This window comes from Ferruginibacter profundus, from assembly GCF_054783275.1.
Map to the genome: position 1 here is coordinate 1,145,249 of NZ_BAAGQW010000001.1, position 18,567 is coordinate 1,163,815.

At 40.2% G+C, this 18,567-nt stretch carries 9 protein-coding genes; 4 read left to right on the forward strand and 5 right to left on the reverse strand.

What is annotated here, in order from left to right; genetic code table 11:
- Nucleotides 1–119 precede the first annotated feature (119 nt).
- The 3 genes from ACYVM0_RS04815 to ACYVM0_RS04825 all read right to left on the reverse strand — a co-directional run bounded on the left by ACYVM0_RS04815 (nucleotide 120) and on the right by ACYVM0_RS04825 (nucleotide 9,202).
- Complete coding sequence (locus tag ACYVM0_RS04815) at nucleotides 120–2,297, reverse strand: S9 family peptidase (RefSeq protein WP_460553287.1); 2,178 nt, start codon at nucleotides 2,295–2,297, stop codon at nucleotides 120–122.
- A gap of 243 nt (nucleotides 2,298–2,540) precedes the next feature.
- Entirely contained in the window at nucleotides 2,541–7,886 is a 5,346-nt protein-coding gene (locus tag ACYVM0_RS04820; protein WP_460553290.1) for a DUF7379 domain-containing protein, read from the reverse strand.
- Nucleotides 7,887–8,140: 254 nt separating this feature from the next.
- Nucleotides 8,141–9,202, reverse strand: a complete 1,062-nt coding sequence (locus ACYVM0_RS04825; protein WP_460553293.1) for a hypothetical protein — start codon at nucleotides 9,200–9,202, stop codon at nucleotides 8,141–8,143.
- A 165-nt stretch (nucleotides 9,203–9,367) separates the two neighbouring features.
- On the opposite strand from ACYVM0_RS04825, the gene ACYVM0_RS04830 reads away from it, so the two are divergent.
- Entirely contained in the window at nucleotides 9,368–11,269 is a 1,902-nt protein-coding gene (locus ACYVM0_RS04830) for a choice-of-anchor X domain-containing protein (protein ID WP_460553296.1), read from the forward strand.
- Nucleotides 11,270–11,308: 39 nt separating this feature from the next.
- Here the strand turns inward: ACYVM0_RS04830 and ACYVM0_RS04835 are convergent, their stop codons facing one another.
- Together ACYVM0_RS04835 and ACYVM0_RS04840 are read right to left on the reverse strand one after the other, a co-directional pair.
- Nucleotides 11,309–11,923, reverse strand: coding sequence for a hypothetical protein (locus tag ACYVM0_RS04835; protein ID WP_460553299.1), 615 nt, complete (start codon nucleotides 11,921–11,923; stop codon nucleotides 11,309–11,311).
- Nucleotides 11,924–12,021: 98 nt separating this feature from the next.
- The gene (locus ACYVM0_RS04840) at nucleotides 12,022–13,149 is read right to left on the reverse strand and encodes a DUF2911 domain-containing protein (protein WP_460553302.1); all 1,128 of its coding nucleotides are present in this window, start codon (nucleotides 13,147–13,149) and stop codon (nucleotides 12,022–12,024) included.
- A gap of 211 nt (nucleotides 13,150–13,360) precedes the next feature.
- Between ACYVM0_RS04840 and ACYVM0_RS04845 the strand changes: the two genes are divergently transcribed.
- From ACYVM0_RS04845 to ACYVM0_RS04855, 3 genes are all read left to right on the forward strand, one after another.
- Complete coding sequence (locus ACYVM0_RS04845; protein WP_460553305.1) at nucleotides 13,361–13,867, forward strand: RNA polymerase sigma factor; 507 nt, start codon at nucleotides 13,361–13,363, stop codon at nucleotides 13,865–13,867.
- A 4-nt stretch (nucleotides 13,868–13,871) separates the two neighbouring features.
- Nucleotides 13,872–14,471, forward strand: coding sequence for a hypothetical protein (locus ACYVM0_RS04850; protein WP_460553308.1), 600 nt, complete (start codon nucleotides 13,872–13,874; stop codon nucleotides 14,469–14,471).
- Between the two features lie 417 nt (nucleotides 14,472–14,888).
- Entirely contained in the window at nucleotides 14,889–18,566 is a 3,678-nt protein-coding gene (locus ACYVM0_RS04855; protein ID WP_460553311.1) for a sensor histidine kinase, read from the forward strand.
- Nucleotide 18,567 lies beyond the last annotated feature (1 nt).

Sequence of the window (18,567 nt, forward strand, 5' to 3'; positions counted from 1 at the left end):
AAGGCCGACCGTTGCATAACGATCTTTCTGATGATTAAATATAATACAAAAAAAGAGATGCTGTAGCATTTGCATAATACAGCATCTCTTTAAGATATCAACGCAAATTAATCCTGGTTTTAATCAGTCTTTATTTTATATTCTTTTGGTGTTTCTGCACCCTGCAGGTTCTTTACAAAATAATCCCAGCGGCGGCGCATCATATAATAGCTGTCTGCGCCATAGCCATGGTGAGCATTAGGGAAAATCACCAGGTCGAAATCCTTATTGGCTTTTTCCAATGCTTCCACTACCAGGTAAGTATTGTAAGGCGGCACATTATCATCCATATTGCCATGTGCCAGCATTAATTTTCCTTTTAAGCCGGTGGCAAAATTCTGGTTGGCCTGTCCGTCATAATTTGATTTAGCACCTGTTTCTCTTGTCATCAAACCAATATATCTTTCGCCCCAGTCATCCTCATAATTCCTGTTCTCGTGGTTACCCGATTCTGAAATACCTACTTTATAAAAATCGGGATAACGGAACATGGCTGCAGCAGTTGCAAAGCCGCCTCCCGAATGTCCCCATACACCTACACGGTCAACATCCATATATGAACGTGTGGCTGCCAGTTGTTTTATGCCTCCTATCTGGTCTTCCAAAGTATTGTCGGCCATGTTACCATAGCATACATCATGAAAAGATTTGGAGCGGCCGGGGTTACAGGTACCATCAATCACCACTACAATAAAACCTAATTCAGCCAGCGCCTGGTTATCACCACGTGAAGGGCTAAACGAACGTCCGCCAACACCGCCGCCCTGCGGACCGGGATAGATATAATTGATGATGGGATATTTTTTTGATTTATCAAGATTCGTGGGGGCAAACATCAGCCCGTATAGATCCCATTTACCATCACGGGATTTTACAGTGATGGGCTCAGGTGCTTTCCATCCTGAAGCCACCAGTTTGGTAATATCAGCTTTTTCCAGTGTAGCAATCAGTTTACCTTTTACATCTCTTAAAACAGATACCGGCGGAACATCAGGTTTTGAATAATTATCTACAATGTATTTATTATCGGGAGATAAAGTAATACTATGGTTGCCATCTTCGGGTGTAAGCAGCATTAAATTTTTTCCACTGAAATCCACCCTGTAAAAATGGCTGAAATAAGGGTCCTGTCCTTTTTCACGGCCATTGGCCTCAAAATATAATACACGGCTTTTCTCATCCACTTTAATTAATCTTGTTACTACAAAATTGCCTTTGGTAATTTGCGAATTGAGTTTACCGGTATTGGCATCGTACATGTATAAATGGCCCCAGTCGTCTCTTTCAGAATACCAGATGATCTCATTGGTACCAGCCAGGAAATGCCAGTTTACACTACCCTGACCGCTCTCGTATTGTGTGGCTACTTTTTCTTCAAATATTTCTTTTACCTCTCCGGTTGCCGCATCAGCAATCCTCATTTTTTCTTCTTTATGATCACGTGAAGTAGAAACGAAGGCTAGTTTAGATCCATCAGTACTCCACTCGTTGTCATCAAAAGAACCGGAGCAGGCTATATCATCACATAAGGTTCCTCTCCTGGGGTCTGACGGAATTTTTAAACGGATCACTTTAGGTTGCTCCACTTCAATAATTACTCTTTCAATACGAATGATGTCTTTATCTACCGGCAATGGATATTTCCATGCCTCCAGTTTTGGTGTGCCCACATTGGTGGATACCAGGTACATATCACTCACATTGCGTTGGTCCTGCTGAAAAGTGGCGATCTTTTTTGAATCGGGCGACCATAATAAAATAGCACGGTCGCTATGTTTCCATCCTGCATTATCGGTTGCATAACCATAATCTTTTATGCCATCGGTTGTTAATTGCGTTTCCTGTTTAGTGGCCACATCACGTACCCATAAATTCCAGTTGCGGATGAAGGCTGCTTTTTTACCATCAGGAGAAAGTACTTCTGCTGAACCACCACCGCGGCGGCCGCCCATTGCAGGTGCTTTATCATTGCCGCCTTCGGGTAATATTGATTTAAGGTCGGCTCCGGTTTTACGGCTGCCATCAGCAGGATTGATAAGTACAAATTGTTTTCCTGTTGCAGTGTTTACAGAATACCAGAATTTACCATCCGGCAACCATACGGGACTAACATTGCTGTTGTACACTAATTTACTGGTGTTGAAACTCAGGAACTTTGTTGCCTGGTCGTAATCGGCTGTTGTTTTTTTGTCTTGTTGTGCAAATGAAGGAAACGCAATAAAGGAGATTATTGCTGTTGCGATAAGATTTCTTCTCATAATGATTTTTTGTTTTTTTATGGCGCTTCAAAAGGTTAGGGAGAAGTATTGAACTATGCCAAATTTATAGATAAAATAATGAAATAGCCCACGGTGGGTATAATTTATGATGAACGGAAGGTATGTATATAAAATATCACACTAAGATGTAAGCATAAGCCTTTATCAACGCCTGTATAGCCATACGATGCACCATGCCATAGTATTATAAAAAGAGTGTGCTCAATTTAATTGTGAAGCCGCTTATTCCAGTGACAATTGTTCCAATTCTTTCTTTAATGTATCTACCCTGTCTTTTAAATCAATGGCAATTTTTGATGTGGAAAGGCTTAATGCATCTGCAATAATTTCAAAATTTTCTATTTCTGCCAGTTTTTTTCCTTTTGACCCGTAACGTTTCCAGATGTGTTTGTAACTATTGGCAAGGCCTGTCCAGGTTTTGTCGTCTTTATAAAGATTATTTTTTTTACTGTCTGCACCACGATGAGCATCAAGATCAAGCATGATCAGTGAAAAATCAAAACATATATCATTGATAGCGGTCCAGTAATCCATATTGCCGTTGGTTAAAACAACTTTTGCCTTTAGTGCGTTGATCTCTTTTTTTGTTGCGGCTTTTATTGCGGGTGTAAGCACCATTTGTTTTGCATCCTTTTGCGTAAGGTCTAAAATAATCTGCAATACCAGCCAGTTATTCAGCGGATAGGGATATCTATTTACCTCTAAAGCTTTATTATAAAAATCAACGGCGGCCTTATAGGCAGCTAATTTTTCTGTACGCCTGATACTTATCATGGCCTTTCTTCTGTAAGCGCTGCCAATCAGGCTGAATCGTTCGGCTGTTTTTCCTACCTCTAACAGTTTTTTCAATTGCCGTATAGTTGAGTCGATGCTATTCGCCAAAGTTGTTTTGTTTTTGCCCTGCTTAAAATCCAGCATACATTGTTTGGCCAGCGAATTAAAATATTTTTCCAATGCGGATACTGAATAACTGGCTTTTTCCAATCTTAAAAGTGCGGCATATTTTTTAGCCGCCTCATCATATTCTCCCAGTTCATAGTAAATCAATGCCTGTTGTTCAAAAATAGCGCCGCCTTCAATTTCGGCAGCGGTTACTGCTTCAGATATTGATTTAAGCCGTTCAGCCGCCTGCAGCGAAGTAATGTTTCTTGTATCGAGGTCATTCCTCAGGTTATTAAGGTCTATCTCTGCTTCTTCTTCTATAATATAATTGGGCATATATTCTTTTTTGGCCACCGACCTGTTGATCAGTTTATAAAAAGGATCGCCGTAACATTGATATGCCCCCCATGTATTATTAGCCGGGTGATTTTCGTAGACAAAAGTTCTTGCAGCACTTACCGCATCGCCAAAATTATATCCTTCAAATATCCTGGTGTAGAATATATTGGCAAAATCAGAAGCGGCGGCATCATCAACAGCCCAGCCTGCCGCTATAACCACTTTTACGCCAATTTCAATAAGCTGGGTACCTATATTGGCAGCCAGTTTATACCTGTCTTTAAAATATTCTTCCCCGTTACTATCAACTTTTCCCAGGTGGCAACAATTTACAAAAACCAGTTCTGGCACAGTACCCATCTGCTCAATATCGGCAGTAGTTAAAAATACACCTTCCCCAATCACCATCCCCGATTTCTGGCGTACCAGGGGATTGTAAACACCATGCCCTGCAAGGTGGATGATCTTAAAATCATTACTAAAAAGCTGCAATACAATTTCGGGAGCGGTTTTATTTATCAACGACACTTTAGGGTAACCGTTAGTGGTTAATAAACTGTCTACCAATACCCCTTCGGCTTTAGCGCCCGGTAACTGGTCGATAAAACCATTCAACAGCGGATCAGCTACCACCAATGCCATTTCTGTTGCGCCCCGTTTTATATTGGTCCTGTAAGCAGTGGTGGCCAGTTGCCTGATCATACCGGCACCAATACACAATGGCTTTGTTTCGTTTACATTTTCCTGTAATAACTCCCACGGATACCCGGCAGTATATTTATCCAGTACCCAGCAAATACTGCCTTTCTTTTTTAAACTTTCTTTAAACTCATTGGGTATCATCAATTCAAAAAGAGTTTTTGCAGCTTCAGCAGTCCATTGATTTTTAGAAGATACCTGCTCTATAAAAGGGTCAATAAGGCCGGTGCTGAATAATTCTTTTTCTTCTTCCCTGGCATCGCTGGTAGAAGCGTTAAATAAAAGGCTGGTCACGGCTACTTCTTTACCCGGTGCCCCCTCGTTTGATATTTTGCGTTTTACAGTAAGCCTGTTCCACCATTCATCGGAGCTGTTAACAGGCAGGCGTTTTCTTAAACCAAACAGTCCTTTTATTTTTCTATTGACTATGCTGATATTATAGATCCGGTTTTCTTTTCGTTCAATTTTTCCCAATGCATATAAGCAGCCCAGCGCTTTGTCTTCATACAATTCAATAAACTCTACCGACTGAACTATCTTTGCATCAGTCTCCAGGCATTGTATTACTTTGTTGTTGGCATTATTAACTCCTTCCAGCACTGCCTTTACAGAATTTTCAATTGAAAGCCCTCCATAACCGCAGCCTATCATTAAAGCAGATATACCAATTTCTTTTTTGTTGCCTGATTTACCATTAATATCAAGCAGGTATTTTGCCACACCCTGTTCTACAGTTTTTGTAAGCAGGAATGCAGTCAGTTTACCCGGTTCGCCCAATCCCACCACTATAGTTCCTGGAAAATCATTTTCCACGGGATCTGTTACTATGATCGTGTTGGTACCAATATCGCCGGGATAAATACCCATGTGATGCCTTGCATAAAGACTTCCTTTTACATTATAATCAATAGATTTTTCGGCATACAGAATTCCATCATTGGTAAAATGCCCCGCAAGTACAGGATAGGAAGCAAATGCAAGATCACCATTGCTTACCGAAACCGAAATGGGAACCTGGTTTACTGCGGGTTCATTTTTTTCGGTTATACCAAAAACAGCATTGGAAATGCCCCGTTCAGAAAAATCAAAATTATACAGTTCCGGCATTCTGAATTTTTGTTCTTCACCCCTTACCACGGGCCTTATTTTACTTAACATACCGGTACTTCCTTTTTCGAGCAGCTGTTCAATACCTTCAAATATAGAAGGCTCATTTGCCAGTGCACCATGTGTAACATTAACATAGTACACGGTATTATTTGCAATCAGCTGTTTGGGAATACCGGATTCCCAGGTTACACTCTGGTCGCCTTCGCCGGTATATAAAAAAACCAATTCAGTTCTCGGTGGAATGATATCGTTGTAATAATCGCATGGCGTGGATTTATCTTTACCAGCTATGTAAATCATGTTGGAATAATCAATAGCATCTCTCTTTGCAATAATATTATTTCTATAATCTTTAAACACTTTAAGGTTGTCTTTATCAGGTATTGGCCAGGTGCTGTCTCCGTTTGCATCGGCCATTTTTTTCCAGGTATCGGTTTCTGCAAAATCGTAGCCGGCTTCTGTTGTAAGCGGCAATAAACTTAATATACCGGGAAAGGCAGAGAACATGGTGAGCAATTCTTTTTTAGTATGTTTCCTGTCCAGCATATTCAGTGAATTAATGATGGCATCATTACCAAATAAAACGGTGGGTATGCGGAACGAGCCACCCAGCGGTGAACCAAGAAATAATAATTTAAATCCGCTGGATGCATTTAACCGCTGCCAGGTGGCATCATAATTAATAATGAAGTCGCGTACAAGCACACCACCCATAGAATGGCCGATGATCTTTATCGGCTGCTCATATTTAAGCAACTCAATTATTTTGTCGTTGAATTCTTTTGCACAATCATTTAACTGCTTACGCCAGTCGAACGGGTAAATAATCACATCATAGGTTTGTTGTAACCTGTTAGCCAGTTGCCCGTAAGATGTTTTTATAAGTGAAGTAGCGGTAATAGATTTATCATCCACATGCTGCAGGTCCATCAATCCTCCAAATACCGCTCTTAAATAAGCGATCCATATCTTATTTTTTTTGTTTGATAAATTAGACCCCATTATACCCGGCAGTAGAACAACAATCGGCCTTTTACCTAATGAAAGATCTTTGTAGGGATAGAGTTCGCCATGTTCCAGGCCAAATATACCCCTGTCGCTTGCAGGCACTTCATATTGCGATACAATTGTATAGCCGGGTATCAGCTCGCCATCGCCTGTTTTTAATGCCAATGCAATGGCCTGCCTTGTTTTATTGTTGAAAAAATATTTTACATGGTTCACCTCTTCGCCCTGGTCGAAAAAATACTGGATCTTTCCTTTCCTGTTTGCACCCAGGTACATAGAGTCTGTATTTACCACCAGGTCGTTGCGCTGGCTGTAAAACAGTTTTCCCAATATTACCAGTAAGCCGCTTACACTAAGGCTTATTTTACCATTGCCAGATATTACAGCCAGTGAACTGCCATCAATGGCAACATCATCTGCCCTGTCGTTTAATATTTTTATAAAAGGAGAATCCGGGCTTTGTGCTTCCACACCGGGCAATACATTAACGTTATCTTTTGTTCTTATAGTTTCTGCTATCAATTCTTTAATGATATCTGCAACAGGATTTAACGGGCCGCCAAAAAGGTTAAAGAAAGCGTTCATGATTGTATCCAGCCGCTTTGATGCCAGTTTGGTACCTGCAGCCGGGCATGCTACCCGTATAAATTTTTTGACCTTTATTTTCTTATTCAGAAATGCTTTATCAAGCGCTTTAATACAATCGATATCCTGCTGCCTGCCTTCAGCTTTAAGCAGTTTTATATTATCATCCGCAAAACCGATCTTACTACCGTCGCTGTTGATAGCATAACGGCAAAGAATATCCCCAACTATCCCTCCTCTTGAGTGGCTGATGATATGCAGGTCGGCCGAATCCGGTAATTGCTTTACCATATCAAGCACGTTTTGCAAAGGGCTTTTTGAAAGTGTACGATGTTGAAATGCCAGTACATTTTTATCGTACCTGCTGTAAATAAAATCCCATACATCAGCATTTTTAAGCTGGCCAAATGCACCAATTGTATTGGAGTTGGTGCCGTGTATAAAAAGTAAAAAAGGCTTATCGGGAGTTTTATTTTCAAAGCCTGATAATTTAAAATCCTTTTCAAGCCTGAATAGGCCTTCGCCGTCAATCATTAATTTATCTTCCAGCCTGCCTGCTATTTCGCCAATGCCGCCTGCAATTTTTTTCTTTGTAAAAACATTCAGCAGCTTTAACGCTAAACTGCCCAATATCCCCCTGTCGCTATTGGCGTTTGAAATATTAACGGGTAATTCAAACGCATTATCCGCAGACCGGTTGTATGCCATTTCCACTTCGGGAAATAATTCATGTAATGTTGCCGGATCGCACATCCAGGTAGTACCATCATCAAATACAAATTCAAATAACTTATCATTGTCTTTAACGTCTATCACATGAGTTTGCTGCACATCCCTGTTGGCACCACTGATAATATAACTTGCAACAGGTACAAGATTGGGAGTTATTGAAGCGACAGGTACCGGCTGCTTTTCGCCTTTAATAGCAATGTTTTTAATTTTCATGGTCATTAAAATTATTTATACAAAACAGGTTTACCCTTTTATAAAATAAATGAGGCAGATGATCCGGATGCTTTGAACAAATGCTATTGCGCTACGCAGGTTAACATTGAGGTTTAAAATAAGAATCGGATAAAAGCTCTTAACTGGAGTCAGAGGTAGTACTCTCGAAGGGGTTTATACATATAAATGTAAAACTTTATGTGAAAGAATCAAATTTTAATGCGCTTTCTTTTTTAAATATTTGGGGGTATGTTTTATAGCAGAGTGATCAGCCTTTTGGCCACCGTGCTTATCTGCACCCAATCTTTATCAACCTCTTCCCCGTTTAAAAAATAAAAAGGCGTAAAATTATCTTTGGTAATCCTGTCCAGGCTGCGGAAAGGCTGGCCGGCCTTCCAGGTAGCATTGGCAAAGCGCTCCAGTAATTCCTTGTCTTGTTTATTAATGGTGCCATCTAGTATCGATTGTACAATAGCAGAAGGCAATTTTTGTTCTGCGTCGGCCAGGTAGGCCAATCCACATTCCAATGCATAAAAACCGGCAAGGTTGGTGGCTACTTTTTCTTCAAAAAGATTTTTCATTTTCACTGCAGTATCGTCCCCGGGTGTAAGAAATGGTGGCACAGGTTTGTTTAAATCAGTATAGTAAGCAGCTTCCAGATGAGCGGCCATTTCCAGCGCAAATGTTTTATCCTGCATCAGCTGGCTTATCTTTTTAAACTGCTCTTCTTTTGACTGATCTGCCATAGCTGTTATTGCTGCCAGCAACTTTACTGCCGCAGCCAAAACCTGGTCATGGTCTTTTTGTATTTCTGCTGCAGATAAAAAAGAAGCCACCATAAAATTATCCCTTGTAATGCGTTGCAGGCTCCTGAAAGGTTGTGCCGCCTTCCATGTGGCATTGGCAAAACGATTCAGCAATAACACTTCTGCCGAGTCCAGTTCTTTATTGATGATTTTCTTTAACCAGTAAACCGGTGTATTTCCTTTTTGTGCTGTTAATACACCAATACCACATTCCAGTGCATAAAAACAGCCGATGCTGGTAGCAATCTTTTCTTCCTTTACGCTTTTGGCAATGGTTTCGTTTTTTGCTGCATCAAAGGCGGGCATTGTTTTTTTTAACGCGGTGTAATAGGCTGAATCCTGCGTTGCTGCAATGGCAATGGCCAATGAAGAATCTCTTAACAGGTGATTTAGCTTGGTGAGTTCTGTTTGTATTTTTTCCTGTTTGTTCATTTGCTTTTTTTGTGCCGTGGTACAAGCTGCAACTGATACTATCAATAGTATACTTTGTAAAAAGCAGTGCCGTTTCATATCGGGGGCTTTAATTATTGAAAGATAAAAAAAATTACAGTAGCAATATACTGCAACATTCAAAAGATCATAAATACTACTATCAGGGTATTGCCCGGGCATTTTATTCTGTCTATTTTACCGGCGCCTTCCCTTTTAACCTTTTTAACTTTTAAATTCAACAGCATGCAATTCAATAAAATTACCAGTGCTTTATTTTTTTCCTTTTTGATTTTTTTTGCATTGGTTTCCTGTACAAGGAAAGATGCTGCTGCAGATGTACCAATAAATGCAGCCTTTGAGATGGACCCGCCAATAGCCAATGATGTGATGATCAAAAAAATTAAGGGCGATGACAATAATGTACTGATGGTAGCTACATTTACTGATACCCGTTTAAAAGAGCCTTTTTTAGCTTTTAACTTTGACACAACAAAAATGGTGATGAGGGATGATGGTAAAGAGGGAGATGAAAAAGCCGGTGATGGCTTGTATTCTGCCAAAGTAAATACCAATGTTAAAGAGTTTGAACAAACTGCCCGGGGCTATTACAAACTGGCGGCCGGTGCAAGACGTTTTGTATTTAAAGGCCGTTCAATTATTGCTGATACAATCAATACAGCTTTTGATGCCCGCAGATTTAATGATGGTGATTTTGTTTCGATAAAAAATCTTCCGCCACCGCCGGCACCGGCTGCATTAAAAGATCACAGCCTGATGATAACAGATCTTAACGTGGTAGAAGACCCTGCAAGAACTTTTAATTTTTGCACGCAAACCGGCAATATTGACGGTGCATGGACATTTAAAACACTAATGAAAAACCTTGCCGCTACTTCACCGGGCGCTGTGGTTACTGATGTACAGTTATCTGATTTTGTGGATCATTTTTTTGCAGCCTGGTTAAATGTGGCTACTATCAATGGAGATCCGGTAAGTGGCCGCATTGAAATGCACCGCTCCATGCAGGGATGGGTTAACAAAAGCCAGACACTGCCACCACCAAGAGTACCTGTTGGAAAAATGGACATGAGGGCAATACCTTTTAAATTGATGGCAATAGTAAACCGTTTAGACCTGAGAGGTAATTCGGGATATGGTTTTTCTAATGCCGGGGAAGCAAGATTGGTTTTTTGCATGATGCGGCCCGATGGTTGCACGCCTATGCCGTTTACTATCATTTTTGAATATGGTGTACCTAAAAAAAATTGTGCTGCCGTAAAAGCTTTTGCACAGGAATGGTACGATCTGAATACACTTGCCTTTACGGACCCGCAATACAATATAAAATTACAGGCCATTACCGATCAGTTTACATTAGCGGGCACCAGCCCTTCCAAACCCAATCAAAATTCAATTAACCAGGTAAGGACAGATGAATTTGCACTTGCTGTTCCGCCATGGGAGCTAAGGGAATTTCATTTGAGCAATACCACTCATATGCTTGAGCCGGCTGCAGTAAAACAAACGCCGGCAAATATGTACAATGCAAAAGTTAATAATGCCGATGTGCAAAGGCTTGCCGCCTACATCAATGGTAACGAGCCTGCTATTTTAGCCAATAACTATACTGTGCCGGATAATTTCAGCGGCCATCCTTTCTTAGGCGGGCACGCATTTACCGGGCAAACTTCATTCCCCATCATTTCGCCTGTAGGTATGCCTTCGGGTATTGCACCACATCACTGGAACGGAACTGTGGCAACCGGATCTGCGTTTATTAATAACAGTGATGCCCGGCAGATTTTTTCCATAAATACCTGCAGCGGCTGCCATGGCGGCGAAACGCAAACTGCATTCACCATGATAGATCCCGTTCCTTTTGGTACGCAGGCAACCCTGTCGGGCTTTTTAACGGGCACACCAGGTAGTTCCTTTGGTGCTATTGCGCCTGTAGACCTCGATGGCAATAATGGTATTATGAATGTACCTGATCCTGCAGGCAGGGCTTCTTCTAATTTATTAAGAAGGTTTAACGACCTGCAACGAAGGGCTGATGACCTGCAGGTATTGGTGAGTTCGTCGTGCAAATCTGTATTTACTATTCGTGATATTTTAATACATGCACCACTAAGGTTTACCGAGTAATAGCAGTTTTATAAATACCGGAAAGGGTTGATAATATAATCAATCCTTCTCCCACTTTCTTGTGGAGGAACCATTGTATTGCAACATGGTCCAGCCATTTGCCCTGGCTTTTTTAAATAACCGTTTTCGTAGTTTTTTCGGATACAGTATTTTCCGGTAGGTTTTGCTATATGAATAGGCAGGCAAAATATTTAATTGTGCTAAAATTTCGTAGGCAGCAGCGCCACAGCGCATACCTGCAAGTGCATAATCGTAAGGTGTTTGTTTTATGTATACTGCAGCAATACTATCAAAACTTTGTTTTTGCTGCCTGCTTACCGGTATATAAACGATCGTTCTTTTTACGCTATCGGGGTTACCACCCAGGATTCCATAAAAATCATTTTGGGAATGAATTGCGTAATGACTATGCCGGTTGTTGTTTTTAGCAAACCAGTGAAATTTTCCACTGGGTAAAAAATTCACGATCCTGTTGCTGTCGCCTTCAATACCTACATGGCCGCCCAGTATGCCACCAAACCATTTTTGTTCTGTTGCCCTCCAGGCTTTCAAAGGTTTTGAGCCATACAGGAAATGTACTTTTAAAAAGCAGCTGTCTTGCGCAAACATTTGCTGCGCAAGCAAACAAAAAATAAGTAACAATATTTTTTGCACGGTATACGGCTTTTATGTTTTACTAAAACAGCACCTGCAATTCATATGCAGGTGCTGTTTTAAATATTTTATTACATTAGCTGGTACAGGCATTGTAATTACAATGCTTTTCCTTTAGATAAGGTTTCTACTGCATTACTCATCACTTTTTTAGTTTCTTCATTTGGTGCCTGTGCCATGGCAGCTTTAGCATATTCCAAAGCCTTTTTAAAATCACCGGCTGCAGAGTAGCCTCTCATTAATCCTGCATTGGTAGGCCATATCCCTTTGAATTTTTTATAGTTCAATTCAAATACTTCAATGGCTTCCTTTACTTTATTTTCGGTAAGTAATTGCCTGCCGTAATTATGCAATTCTGTAACACTGGCATTGTCCATTGCAGCCTGCATCATTTTTGCCGCTTCTTCTTTTTTATTCAGTTTGTTTAATAAACCGGCCCTGGTAGATAATGCCCTGAAAGAGTTAACACCACCTAAAGCAGGGTCAACAGCAGAGTTGATCCACACCAGTGCTTCATCTGTATTTACATTATTCTGTAAGCACCAGGTTGCTGCGGCCTCCAGGCTTGGAGGATCGAAACCTGCAGCACCGCTCATTTGTGCACGTATATAGGCCAGCGTGGTTTTTACCAGGTCAACTTCCACCGTAAAAGGAATGCGCCAACGCTCCCACTCTAAACTAAGTTCAACAGATGTATTGGTTTGTTTTGAAAAAGTATACTCTAATCTTTCCTTACTTTCTTTCATATCCTTTTGCTGGTGTGTGGTTACACGTAACACATCCATATCACTTTTATAAAAATAGCTGCCCCAGCCGGCGGTATTTTTGTTAAAGATGAGTGTGCAGGAATCGGGATACAATGCAATAAAGAAACCATACTTACCTGCAGCCAGTGGCACACCATTAATAGTAACATCGGTTGAAAAAGAAATGGTGGTACTTTCATCGGCTCCGGCCCTCCACGGCGATTGTACATAGGAACCAAAACCCAATACAGAAAATCCATAATAAGCCACATCGGTGCCCCATATTTTTCCTTCACGACCTTTTACGCCGGGGGCATTCCAGGTAACGGCAATTTCGGTGGCACCCAGCTGCCTGGCGGTTTTACATTTATAATTTACATTCCCGTCGGGCATCCGCATCATTTGCGCAGTGGCCGTATTGTACATCAACAACAATAAGAGGGAATAAAAAACACTTGTAATGGCGATACTTTTTTTCATAAACAGCTATTTAATTTGAATGAATAAGCAGTATAAAAGTAACCTGAAAACGGCAGACTTTATTTCCGTTCATATAAAAGGAAGCAGCAGTAGCCGGGCCTACCGGCAATGATTTTATTGCCGCCGGGCACAGCTACGCAGAAGAGTAACTTTACTCCATTATAAAAAATACCTTCCATTTTTTGTGATTTATTTTGTAATTCACACACTAATGAAGGGTAATATATTTTTGATGGATAAAAAAGAGGATTTTGTACAGCTCATAAAAGCGAATGAAGGCATCATTTATAAGATCACTGCCGTGTATGCCGGTAATGCCGAAGATCAGAAAGACCTGTACCAGGAAATTGTGTACCAGCTTTGGAAAGCACATGATTCTTACAGAGGTGACGCCAAAATAAGTACCTGGATCTATCGCATTGCTTTAAATACTTCCATTGCACATATCAACAAAGAAAAAAAACAAGGTTACAAAGTACCTATCGATTTTGAACTTTTAAATACAGCCGGTGAGGCAGATAAAGCAACCGAAGAGCGGCTTACAGTTTTATACACTGCCATTAAGCAACTCAGCATTGTGGAAAAAGGTATTGTACTGCTTTTCCTGGATGGCAACAGCCATGAAGAGATAGCAGCTATAACAGGGTTCACCAAAACAAATATCGGCACACGCCTGGGGCGCATCAAAGAAAAATTAAGATCACAAATAAAACAATAATAGTATGGAACTTGAACAAATGCAAACGCTGTGGAACGAATTATCGGCCAAAGCAGACAAACAAAAGGCCTTAACTGATCAACTGATTATAACCATGACAAAAGAACGGTATAAAAACAGGTTTCAAACCATACAGCATTACGAAACCATGGCCAGTTTTGTGGCTGCAATAATGGCTATTGCTGTATTGCTAAACCTGGGTAAGTTAAATACCTGGTACCTGATGGCCTGCGGCATTTTTACGGCGGCTCATCTTTTAATTTTACCACCGCTGGTATTATCCTCTCTTAACAGGATAAAGAACATCAGCATCAGCAATAAAAATTATAAAGAAACTTTACTGGCTTTTGCAAAAGCTAAACAATGGCTTTTGTTTGTACAGCGGCTGGCCATTTTTCTCAACTTTATTTTAATGCTTACGGTTTTACCTGTAGCCATAAAGCTCATTGATAATAAAGATATTTTTGAAATGAATAACCCGATGTGGTTTTGGATCATCCCTGCAATAGTACTCATTTTTGTGGTAACCTCTGTATGGGGCTACCACTGGTACCGGCGCAATGCCAGGAGTGCAGCGCTCTTGCTGGGCGAACTGGAAAATTAAGCTTCTAAACACCGCATAGGTTTTCATTCTTTCTTTCCGATATATCATTTCATTATTAAAACCCGTCACTTTGCGTAAGGCTGCCTATTTAAAAAGGTTATTTTTAAACATGAGCATTGCGATAGCAATATTTGTATGTTTAACTTTCGTGAGTTGTTTTGCACGGCTGCAATACCATATGAATTTTGAGATAGGTTTACCCTTTACCAACTACTATCAACTCTTTCATTATGTAGAACGTTCGTAAATACTCCTGTAAAAATCAACTTTCGTTAAAACATCACCGGTAGTATAAACTCTACCTGTAACAGGCTGAATGTACTATCAGCAAACAAGCATATTACTATTAGATTGCATCTGACTACCCGATCAACTTCATTAAATCTGCAATTGTAATAACCAGTATTAAACGCTTGTATGAATAAATCATGGCTGTGGTATTTAATTTTGCTTCAATGCAATAGCTTTTTCTGCAGCGCACAGAGCAACCGTATTCCATTTGAACATATCGGAATTGCAGAAGGTCTTTCTGAAAGTAATATCCTGAGTATTGTACAGGATAACAGGGGGTTTATGTGGTTTGGATCGTGGGACGGACTTAATAAATATGATGGCTATAAAATAACGGTATATAAAAATAAGCCGGGTGATAGTTCTTCGATCAGTAATAATTATGTCAACGAAATCTCCGAGGATAAAAATGGAAATCTATGGGTAGCTACAAATGAAGGCCTGAATTATTTTGACCGTTATAAAGAAGTATTCAGAAGATTCAGGCATGCCGACAATAACGTAAATAGTATCCGGCACAATATTATCAATTCGGTATTAGCCGACAGGCAGGGCAAAGTATGGATTGGTACAATGGATGGATTAGATCGTTACGACCCTGTGAAAAATAAATTCGAGCACCTTAATGTATTGGGGAGTGGAGGCAGTTTAAATACTACTTGCGGAGTGAAAAAAATATATGAGGACAGCCACGGAAACATATGGGTGTGTAATTTAAATGAAAACGGCATTAGTTTGTTTGACCAGGGCAGGAATACCTTTCTTAATATCAGGCATACTGCATCCGGCAACTCTATTGGTGGTAATAACATAAATACCATTTTTGAAGACAGCAGGAACAGGTTATGGTTTGGTACCAATGGCAACGGCCTGGATCTTTATGATGCATCTGCCGGCAGCTTCAGGCATTTTAAGCATGATGATAATAATGTGAATTCTATTGTTACCAATGTAGTATTGGCTATTAATGAAGATGCTGATCATAATGTATGGGTAAGCACAGAAAACGGGGGGCTGTCTGTTTTTAATGATGTTGCTGGTAAATATTTTACTTACCGGCACGATGAAATTGATAAAGAAAGCATCAGCAATAATTCGGTGTATTGTATTTATAAAGATGATAAAGGAAATATGTGGCTGGGCAATTTTGCCGGCTGGATAGACATGGCCATCAGCGACAAATTATTGTTTACACATTACAAACACACAACGGATAATAACAGCCTTAGCAATAACCAGGTGCTGAGCATAATGGAAGACAGCAAGAAAAAAATATGGCTGGCAACAGATGGCGGCGGGTTGGATGTATTTGATCCGGCAACGGGTTACTTTGAACATTACAGGCACAAAAAAAACAACTCAAATACTATAGCCGGAGATAATGTATTGAATACACTGGAAGACAGTAAGGGCAATACCTGGATAGGAACATGGGTAAATGGCATCACCGTGATGAATGCCAGACGAGAGGTGATCAAACATTTTAAACATGACCCTGCTGATCCTGCAAGTCTTTCCAGCAACAATGCCTGGAAAATATTTGAAGACAGGGATAAAAACATCTGGATAGGCACTTATGGCGGAGGATTGGAATTATTGAACCCGGATGGCAAAACCTTTACGCATTTTAAGCATAGTGATGCCGACAACAATAGTATTGCAGGAGAAAATATTGTGAATATTCTTGAAGACAGGCAAGGTAACCTATGGCTGTGTACCGAGAGCAAGGGGCTGGATTTACTGGATAGAAAGCAAAACAAATTCACCCATTTCAGGCATAATGACCGGGGCAATTCAATTAGTAATAACAACATCAATTCCGTTTACGAAGATGATAAAGGCAATTTATGGATTGGCACCATGGACGGATTGAATTTTTATAACCGGGAAACCGGCTTGTTCACTATATACAAAGTCAGTAATGGCCTTGCAGGCGATTACGTGTTTGGCATTTTGGAGGATGCTAAAAAAAATCTCTGGATCAGCACCAACAATGGTATTTCACGGTTTGATCTTTTGAATAGAACTTTTGAGAATTATTCTGTTACCGATGGCATACAATCTACCGAGTTTAAACAACTGGCAGTTTGTAAAACCGGTGATGGCATGATGTATTTTGGTGGCATTAATGGGTTTAACCAATTTTTACCTGGTAGTATCAGGCGTAAATCATTCGACCCGCCATTGGTCTTTACTGACTTTACGGTATTCAATAAAAAAATACCGGTAGCACTCAACAGCAATATGCCCTCTACGCTAACGCAAAGCATCAGCGAAACAAAATCAATAATACTGCCCTATTCAAGTTCTGTTTTTTCTTTTGAATTTGCGTCGCTTAATTATACCGGTAAAGAGAGAAAACGTTATGAATATATGCTTGAAGGTTTTGATAAAGGATGGATAGAAGCAGGTATTTCCAGAACCGCCACCTATACTAATCTCGATCCCGGATCGTATATCTTTAAGGTAAAGGGTTTAAATAATGAAGGCAATCCATCACCCGGTGTTGCTACCATACAACTTACAATTAAACCTCCGTTTTGGCTAACCTGGTGGTTCAGGATAATAGTGGTGTTTACTATTATTGGTATTTTCCTGGTTATCTACACCTTCAGGGTAAAAGCAATTAAACAGCAGAAAAAAGAATTGGAAAAGCAGGTTAATGCACAAACTTATCAATTACAAGTTGCGGCTTTGCAGGAACGGAAAGCCAGGCAGGAAGCGGAAAATGCACATGTGGAAACTATACTTGCCAATGCCGCACTGGAAAGATCAGAATACCGGTACAGTACTTTGTTTCATGAAAGCCCGCAACCCAAATGGGTATACGATATTGATTCATTAAGGATAGTGCAGGTAAATAAAGCTGCTGTAGCACATTACGGTTACAGCGAAGAGGAATTTCTTACCAGAACTGTAATTGACCTTATTCCGGATGACGAACAGCTGAATGAAGCCGCTGATTCACTATTCAGGTGCAATACCAATAAAAACGCTTTTACAGCAAGACAAAAACATATAAAAAAATGCGGTGAGATCATTGAAGTAGAATTACACGGCAGTACTATCAGTATTAATAATAAAGAATACAAATTGTTCATTGCAATAGACATTACTGAAAAGATACTCTTTGAAAATAAGCTGGCCAAAGCCATCATAAAAACACAGGAGGATGAACGATATGAAATAGGCAGCGAACTTCATGACAATATATGCCAGATACTCGCCTGCAGCCAGATGAATATATCCATGCTGAACCATTCATTACCGGATTCCCTGAAGCTGTATTATGAAAATAGTAAAATGTATACCAAACAGGCATTGGACGAGATACGCAATCTTTCTCACCGGCTGGCACCCTCCTTTTTAGGAGAGGCAAAATTTGAAGATATTATTAGTAAACTGGCAGCATCCATTAATATTGATAAAAAGTATGAGATCTCGGTTTATTTTTATGACTCTGTAAGGGATGAACTGTTGAGCAGGGATATACAACTTACAGCATACCGTATACTACAGGAGCAGCTAAGAAATATTGTTAAGTATGCCCATGCTTCTGAAATTTGCATCGATGTAATGATCACTGCTAAAAACGAACTGGAAATGCAAACGTCTGATAACGGAATTGGTTTTAACCTGGCAGCAATCAACAATGGTATTGGTATTGCCAATATGAAACGCCGGGCTGAATTATTTTCAGGCTCCATTGATTTTGATACAGCTCCGGGCAGAGGCTGCTGCATCACTGTAATTATTCCGTTACAAAATAAAATAAATGAACAGCCTGCACCAGCCTTAAAGTGAT